The following is a 19881-nucleotide window of genomic DNA, read 5'->3' as shown; positions in this document are numbered from 1 at the left end:
AGTGTGACGGTTCGGCCACCGCCGGGGCAGAGGGCCGACGCGACGGAACGGACCTATATGCATGGCGCCTACAGCTATTTTACCCACTCGTAACGTTTCCGGGGGACTGCGCCGAGGCCGGACCGGTGTTTACGTGGAGATGGACAATTCCGGGATCCGCGTCACGGAGGTGTGCGCCATGGCTGATGCCGCGCTGCGGCTCAAATCCCTCTTCGAACAGCTACTGGGGACCCCCGTCCCGGTGCGCATCCGCGCCTGGGACGGCTCCGAGGCAGGGCCGCCCGATGCGCCGACCTTGGTCGTACGCAATCGCCGTGCCCTGCGCCGCCTTCTGTGGAAGCCCGGCGAACTCGGCATGGCGCGCGCCTGGGTCGCCGGGGACCTGGACATCGAGGGCGACTTCTACGCGGCCCTCGACGCCATGTCCGCGCTGGTCTGGGAGCGCGGTGACGGCGCCCGCACCCGCACCGAGGCCCTGCGCGACCCCGGGGTGCGCTCCGCCGTACGCGGACTGGTGAAGCTCGGCGGACTCCCGCTGCCGCCCGCCCCGCCCCCGGAGGAGGTCCGCCGCAGCCGCGCCCACCTCCACACCAGACGCACCGACAAACGCGCCATCAGCCACCACTACGACGTCGGCAACGACTTCTACGAACTCGTCCTCGGCCCCTCCATGGTCTACTCGTGCGCCTACTGGGAGTCCCCGGACGGCACGCTGGAGGACGCCCAGCGCGACAAGCTCGAACTCATCTGCCGCAAGCTGGAGTTGACGCCGGGGCAGCGACTCCTCGACGTCGGCTGCGGCTGGGGTTCGATGGCGATCCACGCGGCCCGCGAGTTCGGCGTGAGCGTGGTCGGCGTGACCCTCTCGCAGGAACAGGCGGCGTACGCCCGCAAGCGCGTCGCCGGGGAGGGCCTCACCGACAGGATCGAGATCCGGGTGCAGGACTACCGCGACGTCACCGACGGGCCCTACGACGCCGTCTCCTCCGTCGGCATGGCCGAACACGTGGGCTCCGCACGGTACTTGGAGTACGCGCGGGACCTCTTCGCGCTGCTCAAGCCCGGCGGGCGGCTCCTCAACCACCAGATCGCCCGCCGCCCCTGGCAGGACGAATCGGCGTACGACATCGACGAGTTCATCGACGCCTACGTCTTCCCCGACGGTGAACTCGCCCCCGTCGGCGCCACCGTGACCCACCTGGAGAGCGCCGGCTTCGAGGTGCGGGACGTCGAGGCGATCCGCGAGCACTACGCGCTCACCCTGCGCCGCTGGGTCGCCAACCTGGAGTCCGAGTGGCGGCGCGCGGTCGGCCTCGTCGGCGCCGGGCGGGCCCGCGTGTGGCGCCTCTACATGGCGGCGTCCGTGCTCGGCTTCGAGCGCAACCGCATAGGAGTCAACCAGGTGCTGGCCGTCCGCACCCCCGAACCGGGCGGCTCCGGGATGCCGTTGCGCGCCCGCACCTGGAACTGACCGAACCCTCAGGGCGACAGCCAGGGGCCCCGTTCCGATCCGGAACGGGGCCCCTGCCCTCTTTCGGCCGACTCCGCTGCGGCTACTCGGACTTGATGGCCGACAGCATGTTCAGCTTCGCCGCGCGCCGGGCCGGCCACAGCGCCGCCAGGACGCCGACCGTGCCCGCCAGGAGGAGGAAGAGCGCCATCCGAGCCCAGGGAATGACCAGTTCGTACGTCGCCATCTTCGAGCCGATCAGCTCACCGGCCGCCCAGCCGAAGAACACGCCCAGACCGATGCCGAGCACCCCGCCGAACAGCGAGATCACCAGGGACTCCAGGCGGACCATCCGCTTGATGCCCTTGCGGTCCAGGCCGATCGCGCGCAGCATCCCGATCTCCTGCGAGCGCTCGAAGACCGACATCGCGAGGGTGTTGATGACACCGAGGACCGCGACGATCACCGCCATGGCGAGCAGGCCGTAGACCATGTTGAGGATCAGGGTGAAGACCTGCGCGATGCTGTCGGAGAGGTCCTTCTTGTCCTGGACCTTGACGGCCGGGTTGGAGCCGAGGGCCTTCTCCAGCCTGTCCTTCGTCGAACTCGACGCGCCGTCCGCGGTCTTGACCAGGATCTGCATGTCGGCCGGGTCGGTCTGGTGCGGGGCGAGCGTCGCGTTGTCGAGCATGATGCCGCGGATCAGCGCGTTGCCCTCGTAGACCGCGGAGACGGTCAACTGCTGCGCCTTGCCGTCCTCGTAGTGCGTGGTGAAGGTCGAACCGGCCTTCCAGTCATGGGACTTGGCCGTGTCGTCGTCCACGACGACCTGCGTGCCGGCAACCTTGAAGGTGCCGCTGTCCACCTTGAGGTCGGTGAGCTTGCCGATCGCGGAGCCGTTGACCCCGGTCAGGAACTCGGTCTCGCCGTCGATGCGCGACGGGGCGTTGCGCAGCGGGCTGCTCGCGGTGACGCCGGAGGTGGTGGTGAGCGTCTTGTCGACGTCCGGGGAGAGCTGGTTGCCGTTCGCCATCGAGACGATGTAGTCGGCGCTGATCGCGGACGAGGCCATCTTGTCGATCGCCTGCTGGAGGCTGCCCGCCATCACCGTCATGCCGGTGATGAGGGTGAGGCCGATCATCAGCGCGGACGCGGTGGCGGCCGTACGGCGCGGGTTGCGCACCGAGTTCTGGCGGGCCAGCTTGCCGGAGATCCCGAAGATCCGCAGCACCGGGGCCGCCGCCGCGATCAGCGGGCGGGACAGCAGCGGGGTCAGGATGAACACGCCGATGATCAGCAGCACGGCGCCGATCCCCATGGGCGCCTGGCCGTCCGAACCGTTCATCGAGGTGGCCGCGATGACGACCGCGATGCCCACGCCGGAGAACAGCGCGCCCAGCGTGTTGCGCAGCACCAGCGACTTGGTGGTGGCCGTCGCGTGCACGCTGCTCATCGCGGCGACCGGCGGGATCTTCGCGGCCCGGCGGCCGGGCAGCCAGGCGGCGAGCATGGTGATGAGGATGCCGACCGCGAGGGCGCTGAGCACCGTGCCCGACGTGATGACGAGCGGGCCGTCCGGGACGGTCGCGCCGATCGTGCCCATCAGGGCGCGCAGCCCGGCGCCGATCCCGATACCGGCGACCAGACCGGCCACCGCGGCGACCGCGCCGACCACGAACGCCTCCAGCAGCACCGACCGCGTGACCTGCCGGCGCGAGGCACCGACCGCGCGCAGCAGCGCCAGCTCCTTGGTGCGCTGGGCGACCAGCATGGTGAAGGTGTTGGCGATGATGAACGTGCCGACGAAGAGCGCGATCCCCGCGAAGACCAGCAGCCCCGACTTCAGCCCGCTCATCGAGGAGGCGATCGTCTCGGCCTGGTCGTCGGCGAGTTTCTGGGCGGTGGTGGTCTCCGTCTGCCCCTTCGGCAGGGCCAGGTCCAGTTGCGACTTCAGCGCCGCCTGACTCGTCCCGGCCGCGGCCTTCACATCGATCTCGTCGTACGTCCCCGCCTTGCCGAACAGCTTCTGCGCGGTCGCCGTGTCGAAGAGGGCGAGGCTGCCGCCGGCGGCGACATTGCCGTCGTCGGTGGTGAAGATGCCGGTGATCCTCGGCGTCAGCACGGGGCCGTCGACCGAGATGCGCACGGTGTCGCCGACCTTGTACCCGGCGCGCTTCGCGGTCTCGGAGTCGATCGCGACCTCACCCGAACCGTGCGGTGCCGTACCGGACTTGAGGGGATAGCGGGCGTCCTTGTCCCCCCAGTAGTTGCCGCCCTCCGACTGGAAGCCGCCGCCGATGAGCTTGCCCTTCTTGTCGGCTATGGCGGTGAAGCCGTTGACGACCCCGGTCGCGGACGCGGCCCCCGGCACCTTCGCGCTGGTGTCGAGCATCGCCTGGGTCAGCTCGGGCGTCTTGCCGACCGTGTCGCCCTCGTCGTCCTGGAACTTGGCCTGGACGGCGACGTCGACCTGGTCGAAGCCCTTGGCCGAGCTGTTCTGGAAGGCGTTCGAGATGGTGTTGGTGAAGACCAGGGTCCCCGACACGAACGCGACGCCGAGCATCACGGCGAGCACGGTCATGAGGAGCCGGGCCTTGTGCGCGAGTACGTTGCGCAAGGCGGTACGGAACATGGGTCTACTCAGTCCAGGTCTACGAGGGGTTGAGCCGGGCGGCGAGGTCGGGTGCCGGGACGACGAGGTGACGAGTCGTCAGGAGGCTTAGCTGGTACGACCCTTGGCGTCGAACTGCTTCATACGGTCAAGGACGGAGTCGGCCGTCGGCTCGTAGACCTCGTCGACGATGCGTCCGTCCGCGAGGAACACCACCCGGTCCGCGTACGCAGCCGCCACCGGGTCGTGGGTCACCATGACCACCGTCTGCCCCAGCTCCCGTACGGAGTTGCGGAGAAAGCCCAGCACCTCCGCGCCGGAACGCGAGTCGAGGTTTCCGGTCGGCTCGTCGCCGAAGATGATGTCGGGGCGGGAGGCCAACGCCCGTGCCACGGCGACGCGTTGCTGCTGACCGCCGGAGAGCTGGGAGGGCCGGTGCTTGAGCCGGTCGGCGAGACCGATCATGGTGATCACCGAGTCCAGCCACTCCTTGTCCGGCTTGCGGCCCGCGATGTCCATGGGGAGCGTGATGTTCTCCAGGGCCGTCAGCGTCGGCAGCAGGTTGAACGCCTGGAAGATGAACCCGATCTTGTCCCGGCGCAACTTCGTGAGCTTCTTGTCCTTCAGGGAGCCCAGCTCGGTGTCGCCGATGCGCACGGAACCGGACGAGAAGGAGTCCAGGCCGGCCACGCAGTGCATCAGCGTGGACTTGCCGGATCCCGAGGGGCCCATGATCGCGGTGAACTCGGCCTGCCGGAAGGCGATCGAGACCCGGTCGAGGGCGACCACCTGGGTCTCGCCCTGTCCGTAGATCTTGGAAAGATCCGTGGCACGCGCGGCCACGGAGGTGGTCCGGTCGGCGATGGGGGTGGTGGTCACGGAGGGCGCTCCTGTCGGGACGACGGTACTGCTGGGGACGTCTCCCATCCTGTCGGCCCCGCGGCGCCGTGGAGTCAGCCGCTGTTCCGGTTCCGGGGGCAGCCTTCAGTCGGACTGCGCTCAGCGGTGTCATACCTGGGGATGAGGACCACCCCCGAGACGATCCCTGGGTCCGCCCCCGTGACCCACCACGTCAAGAACCGGTGGAGCACCCTCGTTCGGGCGGTGAAATTCCGTCATTCCGCATACGAGGCCCCAGATCGCACGCAAGGCTATTGGCAAGTGCTGATGGCTCTTTCCATGGTCTGATGCACCCTCAGACATCAATAAAATAAGACAACATCGGTCCGCCTGCCCGCTGTTGGGGACGCGCGTCCCGATAGGCTCGTGACCTCGATGCGGAGCCCACGGCCTGCCCGGATGGTGGAATGCAGACACGGCGAGCTTAAACCTCGCTGCCCCTTCGCGGGCGTGCCGGTTCAAGTCCGGCTCCGGGCACCATCGCGGTTACGGAGTGTGACCTGCGGGAACGGTGTGTCGCTTTTCGTGCGTGCGCCGGCCTCTCTCCGAAGGGGCGCGGCGCGGGAAAACCCGTGGAGCGGCCGGCGAGCGGATCCGTACCGTGCGCGGGTGACCTATCTGAGCCCCCTGGGATATCTGCTGGGCGTCGAGGGCGCCGCCCTGCTGCGCGGCTTCAAGGAGGGAAGTGCCGACCGGGCCTTCGTCGAGGCCCGGATCGCCGAGATCCGCACCCTGCTGGACACGCCCGCCCTCGCGCACGCCGAGGGGGTCACGGCGGAACCGGGCACGATCAGCACGGCCGACGTCTACCAGGACTGGGCCCCGCACTACGACGCCCCCGGCAACGGGATGATCGACCTCGAGCAGCCCGTCGTCCGGCGCATCCTGGACGGCCTGCCCCTCGGCGCGGCACTGGACGCGGCCTGCGGCACCGGCCGCCACACCGCCTACCTGCACGGACTCGGCCACCATGTGACCGGCGTCGACGCCTCGCCGGACATGCTCGCCCGGGCCCGCGAGCGCCTGCCGGACGTCGACTTCCACGAGGCCGACCTGCACCGGCTCCCGCTTCCCGACAACGCGGTCGACACCGTCGTGTGCGCGCTAGCCGTGAGCCACGTCCCCGAACTGGCCCCGGTGCTACGGGAGTTCGCGCGCGTCCTGCGCCCCGGCGGACACCTCGTCCTCTCGGACGCCCACCTGCTCTCGTCCTACGTCCGGCCGACCCTGCCCCGTCGCCCCGGCCCGGACGGCCGCGCGTCCCTCCTCACCGAGTACCACCGACCGCTCAGCGCCTACCTCGCCGCGGCCCTCCCGCTGGGCTTCCAGGTCCGGCACTGCGAGGAACCCCGCCGCCCGCGCGGCTCCCTCACCCCCGAGACCGCCCCCGACACGCTCCCCACTCATATGTCCTGGGACCTGCTCCACTGGTACCCGGAAGCGTCGGCCGCGGCTCTGGACGACTCCCCGGTCGCGGTCGTCTGGCATTTCCAGCTCGACGCCGCGCGGAAGGGCTCGCCCTCGGACCGTTGACAGGCGGCCTACGCGGTCGGAAACTTACGGCATGGCAGCCAAGTGAAGAGAATTTCACCAGGCGAACGAAATGGCCAAGTGAAACCGGACGACCAAGTAGAACCAGACGGCCAAGTGAAACCAGCCGAACAGCTCCCGCTCGAAAGGGAACCCCCGATGCGTACCACCGTCGGCATCATCGGAGCCGGCCCCGCCGGGCTCCTCCTCGCCCGGCTGCTGCACAACGCCGGGATCGACTCGGTCGTACTGGAGAGCCGGGACCGCGAGTACGTCGAGCACCGCCAGCGGGCCGGGATCCTGGAGCAGGGCACGGTCGACGTGCTGCGGGCGGCCGGTGCCGGGGAGCGGATGGACCGGGAGGGGCTGCGGCACGACGGGATCGAGCTGCGGTTCGACCGGAAGCGGCACCGCGTGGACTTTCCGGGCCTCACCGGCGGTCGCAGCGTCATGGTGTACGCGCAGACCGAGGTCTGCAAGGACCTGATCGCCCTTCAACTCAAGGCGGGCGGGCCGCTGTTGTTCGAGGCCGAGGCGCTGGAGGTCGAGGGCGCGGACGGTGACGGCCCGCGCGTCCGGTTCCGGCACCACGGCCGCGAGGACGTCCTCGACTGCGACTACGTCGTCGGCTGCGACGGCTTCTGGGGCGTCGCCCGCAACGCGATCCCCGCCGAACTCACCCGCGTCTTCGAACGGTCGTACCCCTACGCCTGGCTCGGCATCCTCGCCGATGTCGCGCCCTCGCACGACGAGCTCGTCTACGCCCGCCACGACCGCGGCTTCGCCCTCCTCTCCATGCGCTCCCCGTCCGTCTCCCGGCTCTACCTCCAGGTGGCGGAGGACGCGGACCCCGAGAGCTGGAGCGACGACGCCGTCTGGGACGAACTGGAGCGCCGGTTCGAGACCGACGACGAGTGGCGGCTGGAGCGTGGGCCCATCACCCAGAAGTCGGTCACCCCGATGCGTTCGTACGTCCACGAGCCCATGCGGTACGGCCGCCTCTTCCTCGCCGGCGACGCCGCGCACATCGTCCCGCCGACCGGGGCCAAGGGCCTCAACCTCGCCGTCGGCGACGTCGTCACCTTCGCGCGGGCACTGACGTACAAGAAGGAGACGGGGAGCGAGGAGCGGCTCGACGCCTACTCCGCCACCTGTCTGCGGCGGGTCTGGCAGGCCGAGCGGTTCTCCTACGACATGACGAGCCTGCTGCATCGCGCGCCCGACGCGACGGCCTTCGAGGGGCGGCTCCAGTCGGCCGGGCTGGAGCGGATCGCGTCCTCGAGGGCGGCCGAGACGGACCTCGCGGAGGCGTACACCGGGTTCCCCCTGGATGAACAGGAATAAGGCGCTTCCAAGGGGGCGTCACGGGTTGGTACCAGTGTTCACAGGGGGTGCGGTCCACCGCGTACCGTGGCAGGACGAGGGGAAGATCCTCCCCAAGAGGTAGGGTCAATCTTTTGCCTACCTATTACTCTTGAGCCCAAGGCCGCGCGAGGCGGCCATGGAGGAGTGAAATGAGGAGCAGAAACCCGGTCTTCTCGCGACGGGGGTTCAGCCGCGACAACGGCTACGCGGGCTTCAACACCGCGCCGCAGGCCGGGGGCCCCGCCGTGGGCACGCAGGGCAACCCCTACGCGGGGGGCAACCCGTACGCGCAGAACCCTTACGCCCAGCAGGACCTGCAGCAGGGCGCACCGCCCCAGGCCCCGGCCACCACCGGCCGGATGACCATGGACGACGTCGTCCAGCGCACCGGCGCCACCCTCGGCACGCTGATCGTCACGGCCGCGCTCGCCTGGGCGCTGCTCCCGGTCGACGACGCCCACATCAACCGTTCGTACGGCATCGGGATCGGCGCCGCGCTGGTGGCGATGGTCCTGGCGTTCGTCCAGTCCTTCAAGCGCAAGCCCGTCCCGGCGCTGATCCTGTCGTACGCTGCCCTGGAAGGCGTCTTCCTCGGCGTCGTCTCCAGCGTCGTCGACAACCGCATCGCGAGCGGCGCGGCCATGCAGGCCGTGATCGGCACGATGGCGGTCTTCGCCGGCGTGCTCATCGCGTACCGCGCGGGCTGGATCCGCGTGAACCGCCGTTTCTACGGCTTCGTGATGGCGGCCGCGCTCGGCTTCATCCTGCTGATGGCCGTGAACCTGCTGTTCGCGGTGTTCGGCGGCGGTGACGGCCTCGGCTTCCGCAGCGGCCCGCTCGGCATCTTCTTCGGTGTCGTCGGCATCATCCTCGGTGCCTGCTTCCTGGCCCTGGACTTCAAGCAGGTCGAGGACGGCATCGCGTACGGCGCCCCGAAGGAAGAGGCGTGGCTGGCGGCCTTCGGGCTCACGCTGACGCTGGTGTGGATCTACATGGAGTTCCTGCGGATCATCGCGATCCTCAACAGCAACGACTAGCCGACAGCAGGCTGATCCGCGAAAGGGCCCCGGGTTCGTTCCCGGGGCCCTTCGTCATGTCCGTAAGTTCAGTGGTGGGTCGGTCTCTGGTGCGCGCCTAGAGCAGTTTGCGCGCGGCCCTCCTCAGGTCGTACTCGTGAATGATCGCCTTGGCGTGGCCGTACGCGAGGTCGTGTTCGGCGCGGAGCCAACTGACCTTCTCTTCGAAGCGGAAGAGGGCGGGGCCTTCGTCGACGGTGCGCAGCCAGTCGGACACTTCACGACCGGTGCAGTGAGGGATGCGGGCGAGCATGTTGCGATGGGTCTCCTGGGAGAACACTTGGGACATCGGCGCCTCCGGACGCATGGGGTGTAAGCCGGTCCTTCAGGTCACCGTGCCTGAGCGTTCGCCCGTTGGCAACAGTCCCGGTACGGCGCGTAGTCTCGCGGCGTGGTGGATACGACGCGGTTGACTCAAGCGGTGGATCACTTCGCGGACCGGCTGCGGGCTGCTCCGCAGAGCCGTCTGCAGCGGGGCGCTGCCGCTGAGGCTTTGGGGCTGGCCAGGGAGTTTGCCCTGTGGGCGCAGCGGGTTGAGGATCCCTTGGGGGTGCCTCGGGAGATGCCGGACGCGGGGATGTTCGCGGCCGCCGATCAAATCACCGTGGCTGTGCATGACTTGGCGGTCGTGCTGGTGAATGACGCCGAGGTCGACGAGGCGCTCGGGCTGGTGGCGGAGGCGCAGAAGAGGGCGGGCGTCTGACGTTCGTTGGCGGCTTGCGGTTCGTTGTGGCTGGTCGCGCCCGCGCGGCGGAGCCGCAAATGGACACAGCCCCGCGCCCCTGAAGACGCAGGCTCACCGTGTCTCTTTGGGGTCGCGCAGTTCCCCGCACCCTTGGAAGACACCTGCGTTTCCAGGGGCGCGGGGAACTGCGCGACCAGCCCCCACGCACCCGCACCCGACGAAGCACCGTGACGCCCCCGGATTCAGAGTGACGCTATGACCCTGTCCGCCAGGATGTACACGTTCTCCTGGCCGCACGCGAACGTCAGCGTGTAGGCGCCGGAGACACCCGAGCCGCCCAACAGGAACGGGGTTTCGCCGGCGCGGAGGGCCGCGGCCAGGCGTTCGGCGGTTTCGCGGTGGCCCGGGGTCATGCAGAGGGTGGTGCCGTCGACGAAGACGTAGACGTCGAGGGTGCCCAGAGGGCCGGGGCGGACGTCGGCCAGCTCCACGGCGGACTCGGCCAGCTCCTCCAGCGTCGCCACCGTGCGTTCGTGGTCGTTCGCGACCGGTGACTGGGCCGGTACGAAGTCCGGGTGGGACGGGTGGCGGCGGCGGGCCGCGGCCAGCTCGGGGGAGTCGCCGGCGAACTCGTCGGCGTCGGCGGACGGCTCGGTGACCGGCTCCAGCGGTTCGAGGCCCACGAAGTCGCTCTGGCGGGGCAGGAACAGCTCGCTGTCGGGCAGACCCAGCAGGGTCGGCACCTCGGTGTCGCGGGCTTCCTGCGCGGCCCAGAAGGCCCGCGCCTCGGCCAGCTCCCGCTCCCGCTCCTCGGCCAGCGCCTCGGCCACGGCGGCGCGTATCTCATCCGCGTCGGTGTGGGTGCGGGCGGCGGGCACGAGCGGCCGTACGGCGGCGGCCCGGCCCTCGGCCAGTTCGGTGTGCAGGTCTGCCACCTGTCGACGGAGCACCAACAGGGTGCGCAGGACGGCGACGCCCACGGCGCCTGTGGCGGCCGTGGTGAGCAGCAAAGCGATCGGCATGGCGCTCACTGACGTACTCCCGGTTCAAAGTCGACCCCCGACTTCCTACATCAGCTTGAAGGGCGGACTAACCAACTGTCAGTGCGTAACGTCACGAAACGGGCAGGACTTTGGGCCCGATGTTTGGTGGTGAAACGGTGCTGACCTGCGGAAATCCCTCTTCGAAGGGAGATAGGTCACATCCTGGGGGAGATTGGATCACAAATCGGCCCAGAACCCAGGTGGTTACTGGGTTCCGGGCCGAATGGTGACGGTGGGTTCCCGTACGGCTACGGGGAGTTGGTCAACTGAGGCGCTCGATGACCATCGCCATGCCCTGGCCGCCGCCGACGCACATCGTCTCCAGACCGAACTGCTTGTCGTGGAACTGGAGGGAGTTGATCAACGTGCCGGTGATGCGGGCGCCGGTCATGCCGAAGGGGTGGCCGACGGCGATCGCGCCGCCGTTCACGTTCAGCTTCTCCAGCGGGATGTTCAGGTCGCGGTAGGACGGGATCACCTGGGCGGCGAACGCCTCGTTGATCTCGAACAGGTCGATGTCGTCGACGGTGAGACCGGCGCGGCCCAGCGCCTGCTTGGACGCCTCGACCGGGCCGAGGCCCATGATCTCGGGGGAGAGCCCGGAGACGCCGGTCGACACGATCCGGGCCAGCGGGGTCAGGCCCAGCTCGCGGGCCTTCGTGTCGCTCATGATGACGACCGCGGCGGCGCCGTCGTTCAGCGGGCAGCAGTTGCCGGCCGTGACCAGGCCGTCGGGGCGGAAGACCGGCTTGAGGCTGGAGACGCCCTCCAGGGTGACGCCGGCGCGCGGGCCGTCGTCCTTGCTGACGACCGTGCCGTCGGGCAGCGTGACCGGGGTGATCTCGCGCTCCCAGAAGCCGTTCTTGATGGCTTCCTCGGCGAGGTTCTGCGAGCGGACGCCGAACTCGTCCATGTCCTGGCGGGTGACGCCCTTGATCCGGGCGAGGTTCTCCGCGGTCTGGCCCATCGCGATGTACGGGTCGGGGAGCTGGCCGTCCTCGCGCGGGTCGTGCCAGCTCGCACCCTCGCTCGCGGCGACCTCGGCGGTGCGGGCCTCGGCCTCGGCGAAGGCCGGGTTGTGCGTGTCCGGGAGGCTGTCGGAGTTGCCCTTCACGAACCGGGACACCATCTCGACACCGGCCGAGATGAAGACGTCGCCCTCGCCGGCCTTGATGGCGTGCAGCGCCATGCGGCTGGTCTGGAGCGACGACGAACAGTAACGGGTGATCGTGCAGCCCGGCAGGTGGTCCATGCCCATCTGTACGGCGACGATCCGGCCGAGGTTGCTGCCCTGCTCGCCGCCGGGGAGGCCGCAGCCGAGCATCAGGTCCTCGATGAGCTTCGGGTCCAGCTCGGGGACCTTGGCGAGGGCGGCCTCGATGATCGTGGCGGTGAGGTCGTCGGGGCGCAGGTCCTTGAGCGAGCCCTTGAAGGCGCGGCCGATGGGGGAGCGGGCGGTCGACACGATGACGGCTTCGGGCATCACGGCTCCATTGGCGTACGTACGGTGATGTGCGGGGCTTCTTGGGAAGTTACCCGTACGTATGGCACAGGTCACGGGGATCACTGTGTGACCCTGACCGCAATTGTCTAAGCGCTTGCTTGGGCCGCCGGCGGTCAGGCGGGCTACGTGGTGCGGCTCGGCAGCGGTGGCCGTCCCAGGGGGCTCCGCCCCCCGGACCCCGGACCTATGCCCACCCACCACCCGACTCGGTGGGTCGAGAAGGTGACGAAACAGCCGAGTGAACCGGCGACGCCTCCGGCACCCGCCGCCTCTTCCGGCGCTTCAGCAGAGCCCACGGCCCCCGTGGCCCCGTCGGCATCGCCGCCGTGACCTCCGTGCCCGCCTCCGAGGCCGCCTCCGCCGCGGCCCGGGCCACCGGCAGGAAGCCCTCGCGGCGGGACGCGTCCGGGCGGTCCTCGTCGGCCGGCCAGAGGCCCAGCGCGGCGCAGACGGTCGGGAGTATCGCCATCGCCGCGGTCGCGTAGCCCTCCGTCGAGGGATGGAAGTTGTCCGGGCCGAACAGCTCGCGCGGGTTCGCCGCGAACTCGGGGCCCAGCAGGTCGCCCAGCGACACCGTGCGCCCGCCCTGCTCGACCGTGCCGATCGTCTGCGCCGCCGCCAACTGTCTGGACGCCCGGCGGGCCAGCCAGCGCAGCGGTTGCTGGACCTGCTCCACCGTCCCCAGGTCGGGACACGTGCCGACGACCACTTCCGCGCCGGCCGTGCGCAGCCGTCGTACCGTCGCCGAGAGGTGCCGGACCGAGCGGGTCGGGTGCATGCGGTGGGTGACGTCGTTCGCGCCGATCATGATCACGCAGACGTCGGGCACCCGGGTGGTGTCCGCGAGGGCCAGCGCCACCTGGCGGTCCAGGTCGTCGGACTGGGCGCCCGGAAGGGCCACGTTCCGCAGCTCGACCGGGCGTTCGGAGACCGCCGCCAGCCCCGAGGCCAGCAGCGCGCCCGGGGTCTGCGCCGCCCGGTGGACCCCCTGCCCGGCGGCCGTGGAGTCGCCGAGCATGGTCAGCCGGATCGGGGGTTCACCCGGAGTGTCGTAGACATGGCCGTAGCGGCCGTCGGCGCTCGGCACATGATTGCTGCCCGCCCCATGGCCGTTGCCCACATGGCGCTTCACGAAGCGGACCTCGGCCAGCACCAGACCGACGGCCGCCGCGCCCACCAGCCCGACCCCGCCACCGCCGTACGCCGCACCGGCCGCGATCCGCCGGGCCACCCGCGCCCTCGACATCCTCGTCATACGTCGCCGCCACCTCCTCGTAGCCGTCATCCACTCCTTGCCCCGAACAGCACGTCACCCAATCTCAACGGGCGGTGAACGTCATTTCCGGGCCTTAGGCTGGCGTGACCCATAACGACCACTTCTTTGCAGCAACCGGAGACAACGGTGCAATTCCACGACTCGATGATCAGCCTCGTCGGCAACACCCCGCTGCTGAGGCTCAACAGCGTGACCGCGGGCATCCAGGCGACCGTTCTCGCCAAGGTGGAGTACTTCAACCCTGGCGGCAGCGTGAAGGACCGCATCGCGCTGCGCATGATCGAGGCGGCGGAGAAGAGCGGGGAACTCCGGCCCGGCGGCACCATCGTCGAGCCGACCAGCGGCAACACCGGCGTCGGCCTCGCCATCGTCGCCCAGCAGAAGGGGTACCACTGCATCTTCGTGTGCCCCGACAAGGTGTCCACCGACAAGATCAACGTGCTGCGCGCGTACGGCGCCGAAGTGGTCGTGTGCCCCACCGCCGTGGACCCCGAGCACCCGGACTCGTACTACAACGTCTCCGACCGCCTGGTCCGCGAGACGCCGGGCGCCTGGAAGCCCGACCAGTACTCCAACCCGAACAACCCCCTCTCCCACTACCACTCGACCGGCCCCGAGCTGTGGGAGCAGACCGAGGGGAAGATCACCCACTTCGTGGCGGGCGTGGGGACGGGCGGCACCATCTCGGGCACGGGCCGCTACCTCAAGGACGCCAGTGACGGGGCCGTCCAGGTCATCGGCGCCGACCCCGAGGGGTCCGTCTACTCCGGCGGCTCCGGGCGGCCGTACCTCGTCGAGGGCGTCGGTGAGGACTTCTGGCCGACCGCCTACGACCGGACCGTCGCGGACGAGATCGTCCCCGTGTCCGACAAGGACTCCTTCCAGATGACCCGCCGCCTCGCCAAGGAGGAGGGGCTGCTGGTGGGCGGTTCCTGCGGGATGGCCGTCGTGGCCGCGCTGCGGGTCGCCGAGCGGCTCGGCCCGGACGACGTGGTCGTGGTCCTGCTTCCCGACAGCGGGCGCGGATATCTCAGTAAAATTTTCAACGATGAATGGATGGCCGACTACGGCTTCCTGGAGGACGAGGGCCCCAGCGCCCGCGTCGCCGACGTCCTCAACGACAAGGTGCACGGCGCCATCCCCTCCCTCGTGCACATGCACCCGGACGAGACGGTCGGCGAGGCCATCGAGGTGCTGCGCGAGTACGGCGTCTCGCAGATGCCGATCGTGAAGCCGGGCGCCGGCCACCCGGACGTCATGGCGGCGGAGGTCGTCGGCTCGGTCGTCGAACGCGAGCTGCTGGACGCCCTGTTCACCCAGCGGGCCTCCCTGACCGACCCGCTGGAGAAGCACATGTCGGCCCCGCTGCCGCAGGTCGGTTCCGGTGAACCGGTGGGCGACCTGATGACCGTGCTCGGCGCGGCCGACGCCGCGATCGTCCTGGTGGAGGGCAAGCCGACCGGTGTCATCAGCCGGCAGGACCTGCTGTCCTTCCTCGCCAAGGGCGGGAAGCAGTAGCGAACGTCCGGTGAACGGCCCGTGCCGACGGCGACTTTGCGGTGGCCCACCAAATCGGCGGACTTCGTGGAAGTGGTACGAGGGCGTCACGTCCACGCAGCACACGCTTAACAAGCGTCGGGCAGATTAGTGGATGTCGGCAGGGCGGGAGCGGCTCCCCGCCTCGCCGACACAAAAACGGCGTCACGGACCTCCGGAGCGGCTCCCGGACCTCCACCGACGCCTAGGACGCGCACGCCCGGCCCTGACCCGGCACGCGTCCCTCGCGGGGACCGCCGTCGTCCCGCCCTCCCGGCAACGGGGGGTGCGGCGGTCCCCGCGCATAGCTTTTTCACCCGCTTTTCGCTACGGCCGCGCAGGCCTCGTGGGCCCGGTGGTGGCCCAACTCCCCAGCAGCGCAAGGCGCTCCGCCGTCTCCGAACCCGGCTCCGGTGTGTAGACGACCATCGTCTGCGCCAACTCCCCCGGTACCGCGAGTGTTTCGTACGGCAGGGTCAGCAGGCCCGCGACCGGATGCCGGATGCGCTTCACCCCGTAGGCGCACTCCTTGACCTCGTGGTCGGCCCACAGGCGGCGGAAGTCCTCGCTCCTGAGGGAGAGTTCACCGACGAGGGCACTCAGCCTCGGGTCGTCCCCGTCGTGGCTGGAGTCCACCCGCAGATTCGCGACGGCCTGTGCGGCGACGGCGGCCCAGTCCGGGTAGAGGTCGCGCGAGGCCGGGTCGAGGAAGACATGGCGCGGGATGTTGCGGGTCGCGGCGGGCATCCGGCTGAAGCCGCTCAGCGCGTCGGCGAGCGTGTTCCAGGCCAGGACGTCCATCCGGGGGCCGAGCACGAAGGCCGGCATGCGGTCCATGCCGTCCAGCAGCACCTGGACGCCGGGGCGGACCCGGGGCGCGGGCGTCCGGTCCTTCTTCGCGCGGTGGGGGCGGGCCACCGTACGCAGATACGCGTGTTCCGTCTCGTCCAGGCGCAGCACCCGCGCGATCGCGTCGAGGATCGCGTCCGACACGCTCGTCCCGCGCCCCTGCTCCAGCCGGATGTAGTAGTCGACGCTCACTCCGGCGAGCTGCGCGACCTCCTCGCGGCGCAGCCCGGGGACACGACGGCGTCCGTACGAGGCCAGCCCCACCTCCTCGGGCTGGATACGAGCACGGCGCGAGCGCAGGAAGTCTCCGATGTCCCCGTCCATGGGTTCGATGGTAGGCCGGTCGCCGTTTTCCAACCTGGTACTGGCAGACCCAGGAAAAACGCATCCCTGGGTAGCCCCGCCGCGCCGGACCAGTGTGGTGAGTGCCGCCGGGGAATCGCCCCGGCGGCCACCTCACCGAGGAGCACCTCATGTCGTACGAGAATCTGGCCGGCCGTACCGCCGTCGTCACCGGGGCCGCCAGCGGGATCGGCCAGGCCGTCGCCGTTCAACTCGCCGCGAACGGGGCGCGGGTGGCGCTGTTGGCCCGGCGCGGGGAACGGCTGGAGGCGGTCGCCGGGAAGATCCGGGCCGAGGGCGGACAGGCTCTCGCCGTCGTCGCCGATGTCACCGACGACGCGTCCGTGGAGGCGGCTGCCGCGCGCATCCACGACACGTTCGGAGCCGTCGACCTGGTTGTCAACGCCGCCGGTGTCATGCTGCCGAACCCCGTCGACGACGGCCGGATCGACGAGTGGCAGCGGATGCTCGACACCAACGTGACCGGGGTGCTGCGTGTCATCCGCGCTTTCACCGGGGACCTGGTGGCCGCGGCTGCGGAGGGCCGTACGGCCGACCTGGTCAACATCTCGTCCATCGGCGCGCACATCACGTTCCCCGCCTACGCCGTCTACGGCGCCACCAAGGCCGCCGTCACCTACATCTCCCAGTCGCTGCGCTCCGAGTTCGGACCCCGTGACGTGCGGGTCACCAACATCGAGCCGGGGCTGACCGCCACCGAGCTGGGGACGCACATCGACAGCGCCGAGATGACCGCCCAACTGGACCAGTTGTTCGGGGCGTTGGACGGACTGTCCGCCGAGGAGGTCGCCGATGTGGTGGCCTACGCGGCGAGCCGCGCCCGGCACGTCAACCTGCGGCAGATCATGGTGCTGCCCACCCGCCAGGCGTGACCGGGACGCTCAGTCCTCCCAGTCGCTGCCCTGGGAGGACCTGCCGCGTCGCCCCCCGAACAGCCCCGGATTCGTGCGCGCGGCCTGCACCGCGTTGACGCCGACGATGCCGGCCCAGGCCACCAACAGGCCGGGGAGGTGGGCGATGCCGCCGCCGATCGCGGACAGCGGGATCGCCAGGACCATGGAGACGATGCCGAAGCCGAAGCGCTCGCCCCAGGTGTCGGTGGCGGCCTTCGGCCCGCGGGAACCGCGCGCGACCACCATCTGCTGCTCGGCCATCTGCCGGCGCACCCGGCGCTCCACCGCGCCGTCGATGCGCTGGTCGACCTTCTCCAGGAACGAGTCGACCAGCGCCGACTCGTACTCGTCGCCCAGCTCCCTGCGCGCCTGCAGGGTGGCGTTGAGTTCCTTCTTGAGTTCGGCGTCGTGCGAGTCGATTCCCGTCATGCGCTTCAGATTAGGGAGCCGTCGCGCCCGCTGCACTGGGGATAGCCCCCCTGTCGGAAGTCGGGTTCACCGGGAGCACCCCCAGCGACTCCAGCACCCTGCGATGACCGTGCTCGACGCCCGTGATGCTGACCTCGATACCCCGGTCGCGCAGCTCGCCCACCGCCTCCTTCAGCGCGAGCGCGCCCGTCGCGTCGACCGCCGTGAGACCTGACAGCCGTAGGTCCACGGTCGTCACGTCCCGTACGTCGGCCAGGCCGCGGCGGAAGCGGTGGGCGGCGGCGAACAGGAGGGGGCCGTCGAAGCGGTAGGTCACCGTGCCGGAGGTGCCGGGGAGTTCGTCGGTCGGGGCCGGGGTCAGGCGCGTGCCGCGCATCGCCGCGCGCAGGGCCAGCAGGACCGAGACGCCGAGGCCGATCAGGACCGCGCGTACCAGGTCCAGGGCGAGCGTCGAGGCGGCGGTGAGGGCCATCACCAGGGCGTCCCCACGGGTGGCGCGGGCCATGGCCCGCACCGCGTCCGCCTCCACCATGCGGATCGCCGTCGCCAGCAGCACTCCGGCCAGCGCGGCCAGCGGGATACGGCCCACCAGCGGGGCCGCGACCGCCACGATCCCGGCGAGGATCACCGCGTGCGCGAGCGCGGCCAGGCGGGAGGTGGCGCCGGTGCGGACGTTGACGGCGGTGCGGGCGATGGCACCCGTCGCCGGGACGCCGCCGAAGAGGGGGGCCGCGAGGTTGGCGATGCCCTGGCCGAAGAGTTCCTTGCCGGGGTCGTGGCGTTCGCCGGGGCGCATCGCGTCCGCGACGGAGGCGGACAGCAGGGACTCCAGGGCGGCCAGTGCGGCCACCGCTGCGGCCGGGAGGAGGAGGGTGGGGACGCGGGAGACGTCCAGGAAGGCGAGGGAGGGGGCGGGGAGCGAGGACGGGAGTGTGCCGAGGCGGATGACGTGCAGGTGCAGGGCCTCCGAGACGACCGTCGCCACGCCAACTGCCGCCAGGGAGAAGGGAACCGTCGGCTTCCAGCGCGCCCCGGCCAGCATCAGCGCGGCCGAGCCGAGGGCGAGGAGGAGGGCGGCCCAGTGCGGGGTCGCGTCGAACTCCTCCGCCGCGCGGGCCGCGACCACCGCGACCTGGTCACCGCTCGGGGTGGGCACGCCCAGCGCCGACGGCACCTGCTGGAGTCCGATCACGCAGGCGATGCCGATGGTGAAACCGGCGATCACGGGTGCGGGAACGTACGCCATCGCCGTTCCCGCGCGGGCGAAGGCGAGTACGAGGAGCATGACGCCGGAGATCAGCCCGACCGTCAGGACGCCGTTCGCGCCGTACGCGTGGACGATCGGGACGAGGACGACGGTCATCGCGCCGGTCGGACCGCTGACCTGGCGCGCGGAGCCGCCGAACAGCGCGGCGAGCGAGCCCGCGACGATCGCGGTGATCAGGCCGGAGGCCGCGCCGAGACCGGACGTGACGCCGAAACCGAGGGCGAGGGGGAGTGCTACGACGGCGACTGTGAGGCCGCAGAGGAGGTCGCGGCGCGGGGCGCGGGTCATGGTGCGGAGGTCGGCGGTGGAGGGCAGGACGGAGAGCACGCCGTTCATGGTCATGGGCTTCTTCGCGTGAGGAGCGTGGGGGAGGGGGGAGTGGGGGGATCGGCTTACGGGAGCCGGGAGTTGGGCCTACGGCAGCAGGGACACGAGCCCCGTGTCGAGGTCGAAGCGCGCCGCGACGACATGCGCGGCGGTGAAGGCGGGGTCGGCGCGGATCGCGTCTCTGACCCAGGCCGTGTGGGCCGTCATCGTGTGCTCGGCCCAGTCGCCGGGCAGGGCGCGGGTGCGGCGCGCGGCCGGGCTGATCTCGTCCACCAGGAGCGCGAGATGGCCGGGGACGGGGGCGCCGGTCTCCAGGTGCGCGAGGGTCGCCGCCACCGCCCCGCAGCGTTCGTGGCCGAGCACCAGCACCAGGGGGATGTGGAGTTCCTCGACGCCGTACTGGATGGACGCGAGCACCGCCTCGTCCAGGACCTCGCCGGCCGTCCTTATGCAGAGCAGGTCGCCGAGGCCCTGGTCGAAGACCAGCTCCGGCGGCACCCGGGAGTCGACGCAGCCGACGATCACCGCGAACGGGTGCTGTGCGGTGGCCAGTTGCCGGCGCAGCCGACGGCTCTCGTCCGGGTGGCGGGGGTGGTCGGTGGCGTAGCGGCGGTTGCCGTCCAGGAGTTCGGCGAGCGCGGCGGTGGCGGTGGTCGGGCGGGGCCGTGGGCCGACGGTGGCGGTGGCGGTCGTGGGGGTGGTGGCCAGCGCGCCGACGGCGGTGGCCGTCAGAAAGGCCCTGCGGTTCGAGGCCATGCGGTTCCTCAGGTGGTGTGC

17 protein-coding genes and 1 tRNA gene are annotated in these 19881 nt (G+C 70.5%); 8 read left to right on the top strand and 10 right to left on the bottom strand.

Annotated elements, in window-relative coordinates:
* The first annotated feature begins 178 nt into the window (after window positions 1–178).
* On the top strand, window positions 179–1471 hold the full coding sequence (locus tag OG223_RS21845; RefSeq protein WP_329251144.1) for a cyclopropane-fatty-acyl-phospholipid synthase family protein: 1293 nt from the start codon (window positions 179–181) through the stop codon (window positions 1469–1471).
* Window positions 1472–1553: 82 nt separating this feature from the next.
* Here the strand turns inward: OG223_RS21845 and OG223_RS21840 are convergent, their stop codons facing one another.
* A complete protein-coding gene (locus OG223_RS21840) occupies window positions 1554–4082 on the bottom strand; it encodes an ABC transporter permease (protein ID WP_329251141.1) in 2529 nt (842 codons plus the stop codon).
* 87 nt (window positions 4083–4169) lie between these two features.
* Window positions 4170–4940, bottom strand: a complete 771-nt coding sequence (locus tag OG223_RS21835; RefSeq protein ID WP_329251138.1) for an ABC transporter ATP-binding protein — start codon at window positions 4938–4940, stop codon at window positions 4170–4172.
* A gap of 414 nt (window positions 4941–5354) precedes the next feature.
* On the opposite strand from OG223_RS21835, the gene OG223_RS21830 reads away from it, so the two are divergent.
* From OG223_RS21830 to OG223_RS21815, 4 genes are all read left to right on the top strand, one after another.
* Window positions 5355–5441, top strand: a tRNA-Leu gene (locus OG223_RS21830).
* Between the two features lie 129 nt (window positions 5442–5570).
* Entirely contained in the window at window positions 5571–6494 is a 924-nt protein-coding gene (locus tag OG223_RS21825; RefSeq protein ID WP_329251135.1) for a class I SAM-dependent methyltransferase, read from the top strand.
* A gap of 156 nt (window positions 6495–6650) precedes the next feature.
* Window positions 6651–7835 (top strand): 4-hydroxybenzoate 3-monooxygenase, encoded by a 1185-nt coding sequence (locus tag OG223_RS21820; protein WP_329251132.1) that lies wholly within the window; start codon window positions 6651–6653, stop codon window positions 7833–7835.
* 170 nt (window positions 7836–8005) lie between these two features.
* Window positions 8006–8893 (top strand): Bax inhibitor-1/YccA family protein, encoded by an 888-nt coding sequence (locus tag OG223_RS21815; RefSeq protein ID WP_329251129.1) that lies wholly within the window; start codon window positions 8006–8008, stop codon window positions 8891–8893.
* A 97-nt stretch (window positions 8894–8990) separates the two neighbouring features.
* Here the strand turns inward: OG223_RS21815 and OG223_RS21810 are convergent, their stop codons facing one another.
* Window positions 8991–9221, bottom strand: a complete 231-nt coding sequence (locus OG223_RS21810) for a DUF4287 domain-containing protein (protein WP_026151524.1) — start codon at window positions 9219–9221, stop codon at window positions 8991–8993.
* A 102-nt stretch (window positions 9222–9323) separates the two neighbouring features.
* Between OG223_RS21810 and OG223_RS21805 the strand changes: the two genes are divergently transcribed.
* A complete protein-coding gene (locus OG223_RS21805) occupies window positions 9324–9635 on the top strand; it encodes a hypothetical protein (protein ID WP_174479369.1) in 312 nt (103 codons plus the stop codon).
* A gap of 224 nt (window positions 9636–9859) precedes the next feature.
* On the opposite strand, the gene OG223_RS21800 is transcribed toward OG223_RS21805, so the two are convergent.
* The 3 genes from OG223_RS21800 to OG223_RS21790 all read right to left on the bottom strand — a co-directional run bounded on the left by OG223_RS21800 (window position 9860) and on the right by OG223_RS21790 (window position 13419).
* Window positions 9860–10639: a hypothetical protein gene (locus tag OG223_RS21800; protein ID WP_329251123.1), complete on the bottom strand. Its 780-nt coding sequence runs from the start codon at window positions 10637–10639 to the stop codon at window positions 9860–9862.
* A gap of 283 nt (window positions 10640–10922) precedes the next feature.
* The gene (locus OG223_RS21795; RefSeq protein WP_329251120.1) at window positions 10923–12143 is read right to left on the bottom strand and encodes an acetyl-CoA C-acetyltransferase; all 1221 of its coding nucleotides are present in this window, start codon (window positions 12141–12143) and stop codon (window positions 10923–10925) included.
* 205 nt (window positions 12144–12348) lie between these two features.
* Window positions 12349–13419, bottom strand: a complete 1071-nt coding sequence (locus tag OG223_RS21790) for an SGNH/GDSL hydrolase family protein (RefSeq protein ID WP_329251118.1) — start codon at window positions 13417–13419, stop codon at window positions 12349–12351.
* A 147-nt stretch (window positions 13420–13566) separates the two neighbouring features.
* Here OG223_RS21790 and OG223_RS21785 point away from each other — a divergent pair, with 147 nt between their 5' ends.
* Complete coding sequence (locus OG223_RS21785; RefSeq protein ID WP_329251115.1) at window positions 13567–14958, top strand: cystathionine beta-synthase; 1392 nt, start codon at window positions 13567–13569, stop codon at window positions 14956–14958.
* A 345-nt stretch (window positions 14959–15303) separates the two neighbouring features.
* On the opposite strand, the gene OG223_RS21780 is transcribed toward OG223_RS21785, so the two are convergent.
* Window positions 15304–16149, bottom strand: coding sequence for a helix-turn-helix transcriptional regulator (locus OG223_RS21780; RefSeq protein WP_329251112.1), 846 nt, complete (start codon window positions 16147–16149; stop codon window positions 15304–15306).
* Window positions 16150–16298: 149 nt separating this feature from the next.
* On the opposite strand from OG223_RS21780, the gene OG223_RS21775 reads away from it, so the two are divergent.
* A complete protein-coding gene (locus OG223_RS21775) occupies window positions 16299–17060 on the top strand; it encodes an SDR family oxidoreductase (RefSeq protein ID WP_329251109.1) in 762 nt (253 codons plus the stop codon).
* A gap of 9 nt (window positions 17061–17069) precedes the next feature.
* On the opposite strand, the gene OG223_RS21770 is transcribed toward OG223_RS21775, so the two are convergent.
* The 3 genes from OG223_RS21770 to OG223_RS21760 all read right to left on the bottom strand — a co-directional run bounded on the left by OG223_RS21770 (window position 17070) and on the right by OG223_RS21760 (window position 19860).
* Window positions 17070–17510: a hypothetical protein gene (locus OG223_RS21770; RefSeq protein WP_329251106.1), complete on the bottom strand. Its 441-nt coding sequence runs from the start codon at window positions 17508–17510 to the stop codon at window positions 17070–17072.
* 10 nt (window positions 17511–17520) lie between these two features.
* Entirely contained in the window at window positions 17521–19119 is a 1599-nt protein-coding gene (locus OG223_RS21765; protein WP_329251103.1) for a SulP family inorganic anion transporter, read from the bottom strand.
* Window positions 19120–19191: 72 nt separating this feature from the next.
* Window positions 19192–19860 carry a carbonic anhydrase gene (locus OG223_RS21760; protein WP_329251100.1) on the bottom strand — a complete coding sequence of 223 codons (669 nt, stop codon included), beginning with the start codon at window positions 19858–19860 and terminating at the stop codon, window positions 19192–19194.
* Between the last annotated feature and the right edge of the window lie 21 nt (window positions 19861–19881).

Origin of the sequence: Streptomyces sp. NBC_01478 (assembly GCF_036227225.1) — a bacterium.
In the GTDB taxonomy this organism is placed as follows: Bacteria; Actinomycetota; Actinomycetes; order Streptomycetales; family Streptomycetaceae; genus Streptomyces.
The sequence above is the reverse complement of the archived record's forward strand: the minus strand, read 5'-3'. Positions and strand labels throughout refer to the sequence as shown.